This window comes from Serratia sp. CY37869 (genome assembly GCF_052168895.1).
In the GTDB taxonomy this organism is placed as follows: Bacteria; Pseudomonadota; Gammaproteobacteria; order Enterobacterales; family Enterobacteriaceae; genus Serratia; species Serratia ureilytica.
This window is the reverse complement of sequence record NZ_JBJNLU010000009.1, coordinates 16,711-31,013: the sequence shown is the minus strand read 5'-3', so window position 1 is coordinate 31,013 and position 14,303 is coordinate 16,711. Positions and strand designations below refer to the sequence as shown.

General features: G+C 61.9%; 15 protein-coding genes and 1 riboswitch. Of the genes, 9 read left to right on the top strand and 6 right to left on the bottom strand.

The window, feature by feature from the left end; translation table 11 throughout:
* Positions 1-432: 432 nt before the first annotated feature.
* Both purH and purD read left to right on the top strand, forming a co-directional pair.
* Positions 433-2,022, top strand: a complete 1,590-nt coding sequence (gene purH, locus ACJ8J1_RS24535; protein WP_103682164.1) for a bifunctional phosphoribosylaminoimidazolecarboxamide formyltransferase/IMP cyclohydrolase — start codon at positions 433-435, stop codon at positions 2,020-2,022.
* Positions 2,023-2,070: 48 nt separating this feature from the next.
* Positions 2,071-3,354, top strand: a complete 1,284-nt coding sequence (purD, locus tag ACJ8J1_RS24530; RefSeq protein ID WP_033644373.1) for a phosphoribosylamine--glycine ligase — start codon at positions 2,071-2,073, stop codon at positions 3,352-3,354.
* A gap of 49 nt (positions 3,355-3,403) precedes the next feature.
* Here purD and ACJ8J1_RS24525 read toward each other — a convergent pair whose 3' ends face one another.
* The 6 genes from ACJ8J1_RS24525 to nudC form a co-directional block, all read right to left on the bottom strand.
* Positions 3,404-4,075 (bottom strand): DUF1481 domain-containing protein, encoded by a 672-nt coding sequence (locus ACJ8J1_RS24525; protein ID WP_080273415.1) that lies wholly within the window; start codon positions 4,073-4,075, stop codon positions 3,404-3,406.
* Positions 4,076-4,111: 36 nt separating this feature from the next.
* Positions 4,112-4,384, bottom strand: coding sequence for a nucleoid-associated protein HU-alpha (hupA, locus tag ACJ8J1_RS24520; protein WP_004929874.1), 273 nt, complete (start codon positions 4,382-4,384; stop codon positions 4,112-4,114).
* A 189-nt stretch (positions 4,385-4,573) separates the two neighbouring features.
* The gene (locus ACJ8J1_RS24515; protein WP_033644369.1) at positions 4,574-5,164 is read right to left on the bottom strand and encodes a YjaG family protein; all 591 of its coding nucleotides are present in this window, start codon (positions 5,162-5,164) and stop codon (positions 4,574-4,576) included.
* 48 nt (positions 5,165-5,212) lie between these two features.
* Entirely contained in the window at positions 5,213-5,899 is a 687-nt protein-coding gene (gene nfi / locus ACJ8J1_RS24510; RefSeq protein WP_033644368.1) for a deoxyribonuclease V, read from the bottom strand.
* Positions 5,900-5,908: 9 nt separating this feature from the next.
* Positions 5,909-6,973, bottom strand: coding sequence for a uroporphyrinogen decarboxylase (gene hemE / locus ACJ8J1_RS24505; RefSeq protein WP_033644367.1), 1,065 nt, complete (start codon positions 6,971-6,973; stop codon positions 5,909-5,911).
* A gap of 38 nt (positions 6,974-7,011) precedes the next feature.
* Entirely contained in the window at positions 7,012-7,779 is a 768-nt protein-coding gene (nudC, locus tag ACJ8J1_RS24500; protein WP_033644901.1) for an NAD(+) diphosphatase, read from the bottom strand.
* Positions 7,780-7,880: 101 nt separating this feature from the next.
* Between nudC and ACJ8J1_RS24495 the strand changes: the two genes are divergently transcribed.
* The 7 genes from ACJ8J1_RS24495 (at position 7,881) to thiH (ending at position 14,102) form a co-directional block, all read left to right on the top strand.
* Positions 7,881-8,384, top strand: a complete 504-nt coding sequence (locus ACJ8J1_RS24495) for an Rsd/AlgQ family anti-sigma factor (RefSeq protein ID WP_019456431.1) — start codon at positions 7,881-7,883, stop codon at positions 8,382-8,384.
* Positions 8,385-8,423: 39 nt separating this feature from the next.
* A riboswitch (TPP riboswitch) is annotated at positions 8,424-8,548 on the top strand.
* Between the two features lie 114 nt (positions 8,549-8,662).
* Positions 8,663-10,606 carry a phosphomethylpyrimidine synthase ThiC gene (thiC, locus tag ACJ8J1_RS24490; RefSeq protein WP_033644366.1) on the top strand — a complete coding sequence of 648 codons (1,944 nt, stop codon included), beginning with the start codon at positions 8,663-8,665 and terminating at the stop codon, positions 10,604-10,606.
* Entirely contained in the window at positions 10,599-11,249 is a 651-nt protein-coding gene (gene thiE / locus ACJ8J1_RS24485) for a thiamine phosphate synthase (protein WP_033644365.1), read from the top strand. The genes thiC and thiE overlap by 8 nt, the downstream gene beginning before the upstream one ends.
* Positions 11,242-11,991, top strand: coding sequence for a HesA/MoeB/ThiF family protein (locus ACJ8J1_RS24480; RefSeq protein ID WP_033644364.1), 750 nt, complete (start codon positions 11,242-11,244; stop codon positions 11,989-11,991). Before thiE ends, ACJ8J1_RS24480 begins: the two co-directional genes overlap by 8 nt.
* Positions 11,988-12,188, top strand: coding sequence for a sulfur carrier protein ThiS (gene thiS, locus ACJ8J1_RS24475; protein ID WP_016929423.1), 201 nt, complete (start codon positions 11,988-11,990; stop codon positions 12,186-12,188). Before ACJ8J1_RS24480 ends, thiS begins: the two co-directional genes overlap by 4 nt.
* A gap of 1 nt (position 12,189) precedes the next feature.
* The gene (locus ACJ8J1_RS24470; RefSeq protein ID WP_033652706.1) at positions 12,190-12,969 is read left to right on the top strand and encodes a thiazole synthase; all 780 of its coding nucleotides are present in this window, start codon (positions 12,190-12,192) and stop codon (positions 12,967-12,969) included.
* On the top strand, positions 12,969-14,102 hold the full coding sequence (thiH, locus tag ACJ8J1_RS24465) for a 2-iminoacetate synthase ThiH (protein WP_033644362.1): 1,134 nt from the start codon (positions 12,969-12,971) through the stop codon (positions 14,100-14,102). Before ACJ8J1_RS24470 ends, thiH begins: the two co-directional genes overlap by 1 nt.
* The last annotated feature ends 201 nt before the right edge of the window (positions 14,103-14,303 follow it).

The window sequence follows — 14,303 nt, the reverse complement described above, 5'->3', positions numbered from 1 at the left end:
ATATTACGCTTTCCTCTTTCAGAGTCAACCCTAATTTTCAGGATTTTTTCTCTGCGACCCCCGGAGACTCTGTGAAGTTGTTCACATGTTCCGTGTCGATGGAGGCGCATTATAGGGAGTTCCTCGCAGGCCGCAACAGGTATTTTCAGCAAAAACGATCGTTAGCTGCATTCCACAGCAAAACCCCGCTTTATACCCACTTGCACACAGTGTTATCCACAGATGCGATTTGTACGGAAAATTTACGAGCGCCACGCAAACGTTTTCGCTACAATTCCCCGCGACGAAACGCTCCCCCTTTTTACGGGGGCGTTACCTGAATTTGTGCCTGTCCCTCCCTTTATAAGGCAGAAAACCGCGCTTTATAGAGAGAACGAGGTGGACATTCACGTAACGCTCTTTAATTGCGACTCAAAGCCAAGGGATAAAACCATGCAACAACCTCGTCCAATCCGCCGGGCTCTGCTCAGCGTGTCTGACAAAGCCGGTATCGTTGAATTCGCCGAAGCGCTTTCCCAGCGCGGCGTTGAACTGCTCTCCACCGGCGGCACCGCCCGCCTGCTGGCAGACACCGGTCTGCCCGTTACCGAAGTTTCCGACTACACCGGCTTCCCGGAGATGATGGACGGACGAGTTAAGACCCTGCACCCGAAAGTTCACGGCGGTATCCTCGGCCGCCGCGGCCAGGACGACACGGTCATGAATCAGCATGACATCCAGCCTATCGACATGGTGGTCGTCAATCTGTACCCGTTCGCCCAAACCGTGGCGCGCCCAGATTGCTCGCTGGAAGACGCGGTCGAAAATATCGATATCGGCGGCCCGACCATGGTGCGCTCCGCCGCCAAGAACCATAAAGACGTCGCCATCGTGGTGAAGAGCAGCGACTACGCCGCCATCATTACCGAGATGGACAACAACGACGGCTCGCTACGCTATGCCACCCGCTTCGATCTCGCCATCAAGGCTTTCGAACACACCGCCGCCTACGACAGCATGATCGCCAACTACTTCGGCGCGCTGGTGCCGGCGTACCACGGCGAGACCGAACAGCCGTCCGGCCGCTTCCCTCGTACCCTGAACCTCAACTACATCAAGAAGCAGGATATGCGTTACGGTGAGAACAGCCACCAGCAGGCCGCCTTCTATATAGAAGAAGAGGTAAAGGAAGCGTCCGTCGCGACCGCCGAGCAGCTGCAGGGCAAAGCGCTGTCCTATAACAACATCGCCGATACCGACGCCGCGCTGGAATGCGTGAAAGAGTTTGCCGAACCGGCCTGCGTGATCGTCAAGCACGCCAACCCTTGCGGCGTGGCGATCGGCGACGACATCCTCGCCGCCTATGAGCGCGCTTACCAAACCGACCCGACTTCCGCCTTCGGCGGCATCATCGCCTTTAACCGCGAGCTGGACGCCGCCACCGCGCAGGCGATCATCAGCCGCCAGTTCGTGGAAGTGATCATCGCGCCAAACGTCACTCAGGAAGCGCGCTCCCTGCTGGCCGCCAAACAGAACGTGCGCGTGCTGGCCTGCGGCCAGTGGCAGCAACGCGTGGCGGGGCTGGACTTCAAGCGCGTCAACGGCGGGCTGCTGGTACAGGATCGCGATCTCGGCATGGTGACCGCCGCCGATCTGCGCGTGGTATCCGAGCGCCAACCGACCGAACAGGAACTGCGTGACGCGCTGTTCTGCTGGAAAGTGGCCAAGTTCGTGAAATCCAACGCCATCGTTTATGCACGTGACAACATGACCATCGGCATAGGCGCCGGCCAGATGAGCCGCGTTTATTCCGCCAAGATCGCCGGCATCAAAGCGAGCGACGAAGGGCTGGAAGTGAAAGGATCCGCCATGGCCTCCGACGCCTTCTTCCCGTTCCGTGACGGCATCGATGCCGCAGCTGCAGTCGGCATCACCTGCGTGATCCAGCCTGGCGGCTCGATCCGCGACGACGAAGTGATCGCCGCCGCCAACGAACACGGCATCGCGATGATCTTCACCGACATGCGTCATTTCCGCCATTAATTCCTTTTGCCGCGTGCGCTCCGGCGCACGCCATTCGTGGAGCCCCTGATGAACATTTTGATTATCGGCAACGGCGGGCGCGAACACGCGCTGGCCTGGAAAGCCGCCCAGTCTCCGCTGGCGGATAAAGTCTACGTTGCGCCGGGCAATGCCGGCACCACGCTGGAAGCCAATCTGGAGAACGTGGCGATCGCCGCCACCGATATCCCCGCCCTGGTCGCTTTCGCCCAGAGCCATGACATCGGTCTGACCATCGTCGGGCCGGAAGCCCCGCTGGTGATTGGCGTGGTCGACGCCTTCCAGGCCGCCGGTCTGAAAATCTTCGGTCCGACGCAGGCCGCCGCGCAGCTCGAAGGCTCCAAAGCTTTCACTAAGGATTTCCTGGCGCGCCACCGCATCCCGACCGCCGAATATGAAAACTTCACCGACGTGGAGCCGGCGCTGGCCTACGTGCGCAGCAAAGGCGCGCCGATCGTCATCAAGGCCGATGGCCTGGCGGCCGGTAAAGGCGTGATCGTCGCGATGACGCTGCAGGAAGCGGAAGAGGCGGTGCGCGACATGTTGGCCGGCAACGCCTTCGGCGACGCCGGTCATCGCATCGTGGTGGAAGAGTTCCTTGACGGTGAAGAGGCCAGCTTCATTGTGATGGTCGACGGCGAGAACGTGGTGCCGATGGCCACCAGCCAGGACCACAAGCGCGTCGGCGACGGCGACACCGGCCCGAACACCGGCGGCATGGGCGCCTATTCTCCCGCACCGGTAGTGACCGACGAAATCCACCGGCGCGCCATGGACCAGGTGATCTGGCCGACGGTGCGCGGCATGGCGGCGGAAGGCAACACCTACGTCGGCTTCCTTTACGCCGGCCTGATGATCGCCGCCGACGGCCAGCCGAAGGTGATCGAATTCAACTGTCGTTTCGGCGATCCGGAAACCCAGCCGATCATGCTGCGCCTGCGTTCCGATCTGGTGGAACTGTGCCTGGCGGGAGCCGAAGGTCGCCTGAACGAGAAAACCTCCGACTGGGACGAGCGCCCCGCGCTCGGCGTGGTGCTGGCGGCCGGCGGTTATCCGGGTGACTATCGCAACGGCGAGGTGATCCAGGGGCTGCCGCAACAGGAAAGCGCCGACGGTAAGGTCTTCCATGCCGGCACGCGCCTGCAGGGCGATGACGTCGTCACCAGCGGCGGTCGCGTTCTGTGCGTGACGGCGCTGGGCGACACCGTGGCGCAGGCGCAACAACGCGCCTATCAGCTGGCGGAAGGCATCCAGTGGCCGGGCAGCTTCTGCCGCAAAGATATCGGTTATCGCGCGATTGCGCGCGGCAAGTGATTCGACCTGATAAGGTCATGACAAGAGGCTCCGCAGCGCGGGGCCTTTTTTATAGCTGGTCTTCTTTCGGTTCCCAGCTGCAGAAGTCGTCGTTTGCTACCAGCAGCAGCTCGCTGCCTTCCGGCGCTTCCAACCAGGCGACGCTCACCGGCCGGCTGCTGCTGCGGGCGCGTTTTTCGATCCAGGCGATGGCGGAGGCATCCAACCCGGGTTTTAAGCGCTGCCCGTCGCAGGTTTGCACTTCGCCCTGCAACCAACGCCCCTGCAGCAATTTGACCTTGCCGGCGCGCAGCGCATTGCTGACTTCGAGGATACGTCGCGCCTGATATTGATACAGGGCGATTTCATCGCGGGTCAACGGTTCGCGGCGTGTCGCCAGCTGGCGCTGCATAAAGCTCACCGTGCCGTCGTCGGCAAAGCGCAGTTGAATGGAATCTCGATCGCCGTCGGCGTCGTTGCGTTTGATTTGGCGCAGCACGTCGCCCTGATAGGTGTACAGCGTGGTGATGGTACCCGGTCCGCGGTAGGGACTATAGACGCTGACCAGCACCTGCGGGCGATGTTGCTCATCGTCTTTACGCCACAGGCGTATCACGCCTTGATCGGCCACAAAGCCGCTGGCGGTAAAGCTGGGAATATCGGAATGGAAACTGCAGGCGCTCAGACCGAGGGCGATGCCGGCGGCCATGAGCACCCGACGAGTAAACAAAAGGGGCGCCATCGCCCCTCTGTTTAATCTTTTCACCGAGGCGCGGTCTTATTTAACAGCGTCTTTCAGTGCTTTGCCAGAAACGAACGCAGGCACGTTGGCTGCTGCGATTTTGATTTCTTTGCCAGTCTGTGGGTTGCGGCCAGTGCGCTCGCTACGATGGTTTACTTTGAAAGTACCGAAGCCAACCAATTGTACTGCATCACCTTCTTTCAGAGACTCAGTAATAGCAGCCAGGGTGGATTCCAGAGCCAGTTTAGCTTGTGCTTTGGAAAGGTCAGCCTTGTCCGCGATTACATCAATCAGTTGAGTCTTGTTCATAAGTTATCCTTACAGTGTGTTTATCGTTTGCAAAGCATCGAGTGCGACGGATATGCCGATTGACAGCACTCTCCTGCATACACGCACCGATAGCCACTTTTTTTACGCCCCCCAAATGTAGACCAGACAGGGTGCGGATGTGAAGCCTTAAGGCATGACAAATCAGGCGTTAAATCACGTTTTGTTGCCTTATTGCGCTAAATTTATCCCGATGTTGCTGACACCGGCCTCTCGCAGGTCGGATCGCAGCCCCTTGATCAGGTCTATATCGCGCTCTTCACAGGCGTCCAACAGGCGGAAAATTTCCCATTGAATGTCCCATTCTTCCTCTACCGCAGGCAAACTTCCCAACTCTTCGTCGGTCATTTCCCTACCGGCTTGAGTCATTTCCAACATCGCCACGGTGCGAATCGATGTTTCGCTGATGGCGATGGCGTGCTCCAGCGTCTCCCCGCCGAGCCGCGAATGGATCAGTTCCCCTAATGCGATACAGGCATCAATTGCCGGGTAAACGCCGTAAAGATCGTAATCTTCCGCCGACGGAATCGCCTCTTCCAACTTCTCGAGCTGGCTGTCGAAGTTGACCTTGGCGTCCTTCACCACCAGCGTTTCCCACACCAAATCCAGAATGCGGCGATAAATCGCCGGATCGCCGAACTCGGTCTGTTTGCAGAACATCTGGTAATTCGGGTACATACGCTCGCACAAACTGGCCATAAAGGTCAAATGTTGCCAAGCCTCGTGCCGTTCCAGACGTAAATGAATCGGGTTACGTAGCATGCTTTACTCTCTTACGCGTTATCTGCGGCGCAGTGTACCCGAAATCGCTCATGGCGACACCTCCGGATGCTGCTGCAACCAACGCTGAAACGCCGGACGGCGCGAAGCGATGGCGTCGGCCCAGCGGGTCGGCTCCGGCAAACGGTAGCCCGCCATACAGCGCTGCACCCACGCCAGCGCGCTGTCGGCGCCCACGCGGTGACCGGTAGAGATGAACAGCGGGTTGCAGCGCGCCTTGCTGCGCCATACCCAGCCCAGCTGTTCCCCCTTATCTTCCAACGGTGCCAGCGCGCCGACGGCGGCCTCCAGCGGCGCGAATTTGCCGCACAGGCGCTTCTTGGCCACGCCGATGGTCGGTACATCGACCAGCAGGCCGAAATGGCTGGCGACGCCGAGGCGCCGCGGATGTGAAATGCCATGCCCATCGACGAAGATCAGCCCCGGCTTTTGCCGCAGCTGTGCCCAGGCGGCCAACAGCGCCGGGTATTCGCGAAACGACAGGAAGCCCGGGATATAAGGCATGACGGTGGCGATGCGCGCCACCTGATATTCCACCAGCTCCAGCGACGGATAGCGCAGTATGGCGATAGCGGCACGCGTCACCGCCCCCTCCTGCTCGAAGCCCACGTCGGCGCCGGCGATGAAGGCCGGCGGTTCGGCCGGCAGATCGTCGTAGCGAATGACTTCAGCAGCGCGCCGCAGCTGTTCGGCGCGCAGGGCCTGCATATCGGTCACATCGAATCCTTAACGGTGGTATTTCGCCGACTGCGCGTGCACCGCCTCGACGAAGGCGCCGGCGTGCTCAGGCGGCACATCCTGATGGATGCCGTGGCCCAGGTTGAACACATGACCGTTGCCGTGGCCAAAACCGGCCAGAATGGTCTCCACCTCTTCCGCGATGCGCGCCGGAGAAGCATAGAGCATCGACGGATCCATATTACCCTGCAGCGCCACTTTGTCGCCCACGCGCCGACGCGCGTCGGCGATATCGGTGGTCCAGTCCAGCCCCAGCGCATCGCAGCCGGTAGCGGCCATCGCCTCCAGCCACTGCCCGCCGCCTTTGGTAAACAGCGTCACCGGCACGCGGCGGCCGTCATTTTCACGCAGCAGGCCATCGACGATCTTGTGCATGTAGTGCAACGAGAACTCGCGGTAATCGCGCCCGGTCAGCACCCCGCCCCAGGTGTCGAACACCATCACCGACTGCGCGCCGGCCTTGATTTGGGCGTTGAGGTACAGGATCACGCTGTCCGCCAGCTTGTCCAGCAACAGGTGCAGCGTGGCCGGTTCGGCATACATCATTTTTTTCAGCTTGGTGAAGGCCTTGCTGCTCCCGCCTTCAACCATATAGGTAGCCAGCGTCCACGGGCTGCCGGAGAAGCCGATCAGCGGCACTTCGCCCTTCAGCTCGCGGCGGATGGTGCGCACCGCGTTCATCACATAGCCCAGCTCCACTTCCGGATCAAACGCCGGCAGTTTGTCGACGTCGGCACGGCAGGTGATAGGTGAGCTGAAACGCGGGCCTTCGCCGGCTTCAAAGTACAGGCCAAGCCCCATGGCGTCGGGAATGGTGAGAATGTCGGAGAACAGAATGGCGGCGTCCAGCGCATAGCGGCGCAGCGGCTGCAGCGTAACCTCACAGGCCAGCTCCGCGTTCTTGCACAGCGACATGAAATCACCGGCCTGGGCGCGGGTCGCCTTGTACTCCGGCAAATAACGACCGGCCTGGCGCATCATCCATACGGGGGTCACATCCACCGGCTGGCGCAACAGCGCGCGCAGGTAGCGATCGTTCTTCAACTCAGTCATTTATGGAGCTCCCTTAATAATCTGCCGGCCATTGTACATTATTCTTCCCGGCACAGCGCCACGGTGTCCTCAATCAACCGGCGCGCCACGGTGCCGGGCGGCGGCAACAGCGGCAGTTGGTCGTAGCGATACCAGCCGGCGTTAAGCAGCTCCTTGGGATCGTGACGAAGGTCGCCCTGATGGTAATCGGCCATAAAGGCCATCATCAGCGAGTGTGGGAACGGCCAGGGTTGTGAAGTGACGTAGCGCAGGTTCTTGATTTCGATATTGCTCTCTTCCATCACTTCGCGCGCCACCGCCTGCTCCAGCGTTTCGCCCACTTCGACGAAACCGGCCAGCACCGTGTGGATACCGCCGCGATGGCGCACGTGCTGCGCCAGCAGGATCTGATCGTCGCGCCGAATGGCGACGATCACGCAGGGCGCAATCTGCGGGTAGTACCGTTCTTTGCAGTGGCCGCAGAGGCAGGCGCTTTCGGTGCGGCTGAGATGCATCTCATGGCCGCAGTAGCCGCAAAAGCGATGGGAGCGGTAGAAATCCGCCAGCTGCACGCCGCGCCCGGCAAGCTGGAACAGACCACGATCCTGATCCAACAGCTGACGCACCGATCCCATCTCCCGCGGCATCGCCTGGCGCACCAGCCAGACCGGCGCGCCCTCCCACTCACCGATGATGCGCGCCATGTGGCCCTGCAGCCCGAGGACGGCGGCCGTCCCCGACGGCAATTCACCGTTCGGTAACCAAAGTTTGCTTTCATGGCTGACGATCCACCAGCCGTTTTCATTGCCCGTTAATGCAAGTTCCATATCGTTGTTGCACAACCTCAGCTTCACTGGCACTCTACAAATCGGCTTTGTTACATTTTAATAACTTACCGGTTACTTTTGTTACTTACACGGAGTCAAACATGCTCAACCGTTTGGAAAGGCTGACTCAGCGCGTTGGCGGTAGTAATGAATTAGTTGATCAATGGCTTCAGGCCCGCAAGCAGTTGCTGGTCGCCTACTGCACGCTGGTAGGCCTCAAACCGAATAAAGAAAAGCATACGCCGCTGAATGAAAAAGCGCTGGAGAACTTTTGCCATAACCTGGTGGATTACCTCTCAGCAGGGCATTTTCATATCTATGACAGAATTATCAAACAAGTGGAAGGCGCAGCCAGTCCGAAAATGTCGCTGGCGGTGAACATCTACCCCAAGCTATGGGCCAATACCGAACAGATCATGGCGTTCCACGATCGCTATACCGAAGTGGATATCGATCAGGAGGTCTGTCTGGAATTCCATCAGGCCTTGTCGGATATCGGCGAAACGCTGGCGGCGCGCTTTGCGCTGGAAGATAAGCTGATACTGTTGGAAGCGGAGGCCGCGCAGCAACCGCTGCCGGACCAGGCGCTGGATCCGGCGCGTTAAAATTTTATAGTTTTTTTTCTTATCCCTCCTATACTGGGGGGCATCTTGTCGGAGTGCCTAGCGCCTGATTTGTTCATCGAATCAGCCAGGCTGAGACCGTTAATTCGGGATCCGCGGAACCTGATCGGGCTAATACCCGCGAAGGGAACAAGAGTAATCTATCGCCACAGGCACGGCCTTCCCTTTGCGGGCGTCCAGCCTTATCGGCCACCATCATTACTCCCTCCGAGCTCCAGACAAGCAACTTTCCCAACCCAACACACTGGTAGGAACTTGCTATGTCTAACGTTAATCCACCGCGCGCCCGTAAAGCGCAACGCGAAGCCGCCCAGCAGTTTATCGACACGCTGCAAGGCATGGCTTTCCCAAACTCACGCCGCATCTACCTGCAGGGCTCGCGCCGCGATATCCAGGTGCCGATGCGCGAAATTCAGCTCAGCCCGACCCTGGTCGGCGGCAGCAAAGATAGCCCGCAGTATGAACAGAACGAGGCGATCCCGGTATATGACACCGCGGGCCCATACGGCGATCCGCAGGCCGAGCTCGATGTGCACGCCGGCCTGGCCAAGCTGCGCGCCGGCTGGATCGACGCGCGCGGCGATACCGCGACCCTGAGCGGCGCCAGTTCCGGCTTCACCCAACAGCGTCTGGCGGACGAGGGGCTGGATCACCTGCGCTTCGAACATCTGCCGCTGCCGCGCAAGGCGTTGCCGGGCAAGTGCGTGACCCAACTGCACTATGCCCGCGCCGGCATCGTCACCCCGGAGATGGAGTTCATCGCCATCCGTGAAAACATGGGGCGCGAACGCATTCGCGGCGAGGTGCTGCGCCACCAGCATCCGGGCCAGGGCTGGGGCGCCAACCTGCCGGACAACATCACGCCGGAGTTCGTGCGCCAGGAAGTGGCCGCCGGCCGCGCCATCATTCCCGCCAACATCAATCACCCGGAGGCGGAGCCGATGATCATCGGCCGCAATTTCCTGGTGAAGGTGAACGCCAATATCGGCAACTCGGCGGTCACGTCGTCGATCGAAGAAGAGGTGGAGAAGCTGGTGTGGGCCACCCGCTGGGGCGCAGACACCGTGATGGATCTCTCCACCGGCCGCTACATTCACGAAACCCGCGAGTGGATCCTGCGCAACAGCCCGGTGCCCATCGGCACCGTGCCTATCTACCAGGCGCTGGAGAAGGTCAACGGCGTGGCGGAAAACCTCACCTGGGAGATGTTCCGCGATACGCTGCTGGAACAGGCTGAACAAGGGGTCGATTACTTCACCATCCACGCCGGCGTGCTGCTGCGCTACGTGCCGATGACCGCCAAACGCCTGACCGGCATCGTGTCGCGCGGCGGCTCGATCATGGCCAAATGGTGTCTGTCGCACCATCAGGAAAACTTCCTCTATCAGCACTTCCGTGAAATCTGCGAGATCTGCGCCGCCTACGACGTTTCGCTGTCGCTCGGCGACGGCCTGCGCCCCGGTTCGATTCAGGACGCCAACGACGAGGCCCAGTTCGCCGAGCTGCATACGCTGGGCGAGCTGACCAAAATCGCCTGGGAATACGACGTACAGGTGATGATTGAAGGCCCGGGCCACGTGCCGATGCAGATGATCCGCCGCAACATGACCGAAGAGCTGGAACATTGCCACGAAGCGCCGTTCTACACCCTTGGCCCGCTGACCACCGATATCGCCCCGGGCTATGACCATTTCACCTCCGGCATCGGCGCGGCGATGATTGGCTGGTTCGGCTGCGCCATGCTGTGTTACGTCACGCCGAAAGAGCACCTCGGCCTGCCGAATAAAGAGGACGTCAAACAGGGCCTGATCACCTACAAGATCGCCGCCCACGCCGCCGATCTGGCCAAAGGCCATCCGGGCGCGCAAATTCGCGATAACGCCATGTCCAAGGCGCGTTTCGAATTCCGCTGGGAAGATCAGTTCAATCTGGCGCTCGATCCGGCCACCGCGCGTGCCTATCACGACGAAACCCTGCCGCAGGAGTCCGGCAAGGTCGCCCACTTCTGCTCGATGTGCGGACCGAAATTCTGCTCGATGAAGATTTCACAAGAGGTGCGCGACTACGCCGCCGCCCAAGAGGCCGCCAAACCGATCGAGGTGCAGCTGACCGGCATGGAGAAAATGTCCGCCGAGTTCCGCGCCCGCGGCAGCGAGCTGTATCACAGCGCCGGCAACCTGCAGGAGGAGACGAGCAATGACTGATATCACGACGCCCTTCCCGGCGACGCCCCACAAACTGGGGCTTTACCCGGTCGTCGACAGCGTGGCGTGGATCGCTCGCCTGCTGGAGGCCGGCGTTACCACGATCCAGCTGCGCATCAAGGATCTGCCGGACGAGCAGGTCGAAGAGGATATCGCCGCCGCCATCGCGCTGGGCCGGCGTTATCAGGCGCGGCTGTTCATCAACGATTACTGGCGGCTGGCGATCAGGCACGGCGCCTACGGCGTGCATCTGGGCCAGGAAGATCTCGATACCACCGATCTGGCGGCCATTCACCGCGCCGGGCTGCGGCTCGGCGTTTCCACCCATGACGATGCCGAGCTGGCGCGCGCGCTGGCGGTGAAACCCTCCTACATCGCGCTGGGGCACATCTTCCCCACCCAGACCAAAGACATGCCTTCGGCGCCGCAGGGGCTGGCGGAGTTAAAACGCCACATCGCCGGTTTGGCGGATTACCCGACGGTGGCGATCGGCGGGATCAGTATCGATCGCGTACCGGCGGTGCTGGCGTGCGGCGTCGGCAGCGTGGCGGTGGTCAGCGCCATCACCCAGGCGCCGGACTGGCGCGCGGCGACGGCCGAACTGCTGCGGCTGATCGAAGGTAAGGAGCCGAACGATGCTTAACGATCGGGAGTTCCTGCGCTACAGCCGCCAGCTGCTGCTGGAGGATGTCGGCCCGGAAGGTCAGGAAAAACTCAAGCGCGCCACGGTGCTGATCGTCGGCCTGGGGGGGCTGGGGTCCCCGGCTTCGCTGTATCTGGCCGCCGCCGGGGTCGGCACGCTGCTGCTGGCCGACGACGACACGCTGCACGTCACCAACCTGCAGCGGCAAATCCTGTACCGCAGCGCCGATACCGCCACCGGCAAAGCGGCGCTGGCGCAACGCCATCTGCAGGCGTTGAACCCGTTGGTGGAGTCCATCCCGCTGGCGCAGCGGCTGCAAGGGCAAGCGCTGCGCGACGCGGTCGCCCGCGCCGATCTGGTGCTGGACTGCTGCGACAACATGGCGACCCGCCATGAGGTCAACGCCGCCTGCATCGCCGCCGCCAAGCCGCTGATCAGCGGCAGCGCAGTGGGTTTCAGCGGCCAGCTGCTGGTGCTCGAGCCGCCCTATGCGCACGGCTGCTACGCCTGCCTGTACCCGGAGCAGGAAGAACCGCAGCGCAACTGCCGCACCGCCGGGGTGCTCGGCCCGGTGGTGGGCGTGATCGGCACTCTGCAAGCGCTGGAGGCCATCAAGATGCTGGCCGGCCTTCCTTCCTCCCTCAGCGGCAAGCTGCGGCTGTTCGACGGCAAGCAGCAGAGCTGGAGCACGCTGCAGCTGAGCCGGGCCCGCGCCTGCCCGGTCTGCGGAGGCGCCGCATGAAGATCCGTCTGAACGACCAACCGCTGGAGCTGGCACAGCCGCTCAGCGTCGCCGCCCTGCTGACCCAGCTGGAACGCCACCAGCCGGGCACCGCGCTGGCGATCAACCAAACCATCATCCCACGCGCCGACTGGGCCGACCATCAGGTGCAGGACGGTGACGACATTTTGCTGTTTCAAGCGATCGCCGGAGGCTGACATGCTGAAAATCGCCGATACCACTTTTACCTCGCGCCTGTTCACCGGCACCGGCAAGTTCGCCACCCCGGCGCTGATGTTGGAGGCGCTGGCGGCCTCCGGCTCACAGCTGGTGACCATGGCCATGAAGCGCGTCGATCTGCGCGGCGGCAACGACGCCATTTTGGCGCCGCTGCAACAGTTGGGCGTCAGGCTGTTGCCCAATACCTCCGGCGCCAAAACGGCCGCTGAAGCGGTGTTCGCCGCCCGACTGGCGCGCGAAGCGCTCGGCACCCACTGGGTGAAGCTGGAGATCCATCCCGATGTGAAATACCTGCTGCCGGATCCGATAGAAACGCTGAAGGCGGCGGAAACGCTGGTGAAAGACGGTTTTGTGGTGCTGCCCTACTGCGGCGCCGATCCGGTGCTGTGCAAACGGCTGGAAGAAGTGGGATGCGCAGCGGTGATGCCGCTCGGCGCCCCTATCGGCTCCAACCGCGGTCTGCGCACCCGTGACTTCCTCGAAATCATCATCGAGCAAGCTAAGGTGCCGGTGGTGGTAGACGCCGGCATCGGCGCGCCAAGCCACGCGCTGGAAGCGATGGAGCTGGGCGCCGACGCGGTGCTGGTGAATACCGCCATCGCCGTGGCGCGCGATCCGGTGCAGATGGCGCGGGCATTTCGCCTGGCGCTGGAGGCCGGCGAGCTGGCACGCAGCGCCGGATTAGGCTCCAGCCAGCGCGGCGCGGTCGCGTCCAGCCCGCTGACCGCTTTCCTCAGCCAGCCAGAGGAGGCGCAGTGATGACCGACGATTTCAGTAGCCGCTGGCAACAGCTGGACTGGGACGACATTACGCTGCGCATCAACGGCAAAACGGCGCGCGACGTGGAACGCGCATTGAACGCCGACAAGCTGACGCGCGACGACTTTATGGCGCTGATCTCCCCCGCGGCCGCGCCGTATCTGGAACCGTTGGCGCAACGCGCGCAGTTGCTGACCCGTCAGCGGTTCGGCAACGTCGTCAGCTTCTATGTGCCGCTGTACCTGTCCAACCTGTGCGCCAACGACTGCACCTACTGCGGCTTTTCGATGAGCAACCGCATCAAGCGCAAAACGCTGGATGCGGCGGAGATTGCGCGCGAGTGCGAAGCCATCAAGGCGCTGGGGTTCGAACATCTGTTGCTGGTCACCGGCGAACATCAGACCAAGGTCGGCATGGACTATTTCCGCCAGCACATTCCGGCGATCCGCCGCCACTTCAGCTCGCTGATGATGGAAGTGCAGCCGCTGGCGCAGGAGGAATACGCCGAACTGAAAACGCTGGGCCTGGACGGCGTGCTGGTGTACCAGGAAACCTACCATCCGGCCACCTATCTGCAGCACCACCTGCGCGGCCAGAAGCAGGATTTCCATTGGCGCCTGGCCACGCCGGATCGCCTGGGGCGCGCCGGGATCGACAAGATCGGCCTCGGCGCGTTAATCGGCCTGTCCCACAGCTGGCGAACCGACTGTTATCTGCTGGCGGAACACCTGTTCTACCTGCAGCAAACCTATTGGCAGAGCCGCTACTCGATCTCGTTCCCACGCCTGCGCCCCTGCGCCGGCGGCATTGAGCCCGCGTCTATCATGAGTGAGCCTCAGCTGGTGCAGCTGATCTGCGCCTTCCGGCTGTTCGCGCCGGACGTTGAGCTGTCGCTGTCTACCCGGGAGTCGCCGTACTTCCGCGATCATATGATCCCGGTGGCGATCAATAGCGTCAGCGCCGGATCCAAGACGCAACCCGGCGGCTATGCCGACGACGTACCGCCTGAGCTGGAACAGTTTGAGCCGCATGACGGCCGCACGCCGCAGCAGGTCGCCGAGGCCATCAGCAACGCCGGGCTGCAGCCAGTGTGGAAAGACTGGGACGATTATCTGGGACGCAGCGCGCAATAAGCGGCAACGTTTGCCGCCGTGCGAAGAAAACGCTGGAGCGGCCGCGCAATGCCGAACGGTGGCGCTGGCGCCGGCAAACGCGCCGATTATAGTGACGTTGCCGACCGCCAAACCCGGTGTCGGCCGGGGCCGTTACCCTCTCGATGGCCCCGCCTTATCCAACCCCGGATCGCGCACGGACGCTCTTGCGCGACTCCGGTT

Excerpts from the sequence above, each read along its gene's own strand:
- hemE (WP_033644367.1), bottom strand. The coding sequence starts at position 6,973 with ATGACTGAGTTGAAGAACGATCGCTACCTGCGCGCGCTGTTGCGCCAG.
- thiE (WP_033644365.1), top strand. The coding sequence starts at position 10,599 with ATGACTGATATCACGACGCCCTTCCCGGCGACGCCCCACAAACTGGGG.
- thiS (WP_016929423.1), top strand. The coding sequence starts at position 11,988 with ATGAAGATCCGTCTGAACGACCAACCGCTGGAGCTGGCACAGCCGCTC.
- ACJ8J1_RS24515 (WP_033644369.1), bottom strand. The coding sequence starts at position 5,164 with ATGCTACGTAACCCGATTCATTTACGTCTGGAACGGCACGAGGCTTGG.
- purH (WP_103682164.1), top strand. The coding sequence starts at position 433 with ATGCAACAACCTCGTCCAATCCGCCGGGCTCTGCTCAGCGTGTCTGAC.
- thiC (WP_033644366.1), top strand. The coding sequence starts at position 8,663 with ATGTCTAACGTTAATCCACCGCGCGCCCGTAAAGCGCAACGCGAAGCC.
- ACJ8J1_RS24470 (WP_033652706.1), top strand. The coding sequence starts at position 12,190 with ATGCTGAAAATCGCCGATACCACTTTTACCTCGCGCCTGTTCACCGGC.
- ACJ8J1_RS24480 (WP_033644364.1), top strand. The coding sequence starts at position 11,242 with ATGCTTAACGATCGGGAGTTCCTGCGCTACAGCCGCCAGCTGCTGCTG.
- purD (WP_033644373.1), top strand. The coding sequence starts at position 2,071 with ATGAACATTTTGATTATCGGCAACGGCGGGCGCGAACACGCGCTGGCC.
- hupA (WP_004929874.1), bottom strand. The coding sequence starts at position 4,384 with ATGAACAAGACTCAACTGATTGATGTAATCGCGGACAAGGCTGACCTT.
- nudC (WP_033644901.1), bottom strand. The coding sequence starts at position 7,779 with ATGGAACTTGCATTAACGGGCAATGAAAACGGCTGGTGGATCGTCAGC.
- ACJ8J1_RS24525 (WP_080273415.1), bottom strand. The coding sequence starts at position 4,075 with ATGGCGCCCCTTTTGTTTACTCGTCGGGTGCTCATGGCCGCCGGCATC.
- ACJ8J1_RS24495 (WP_019456431.1), top strand. The coding sequence starts at position 7,881 with ATGCTCAACCGTTTGGAAAGGCTGACTCAGCGCGTTGGCGGTAGTAAT.
- thiH (WP_033644362.1), top strand. The coding sequence starts at position 12,969 with ATGACCGACGATTTCAGTAGCCGCTGGCAACAGCTGGACTGGGACGAC.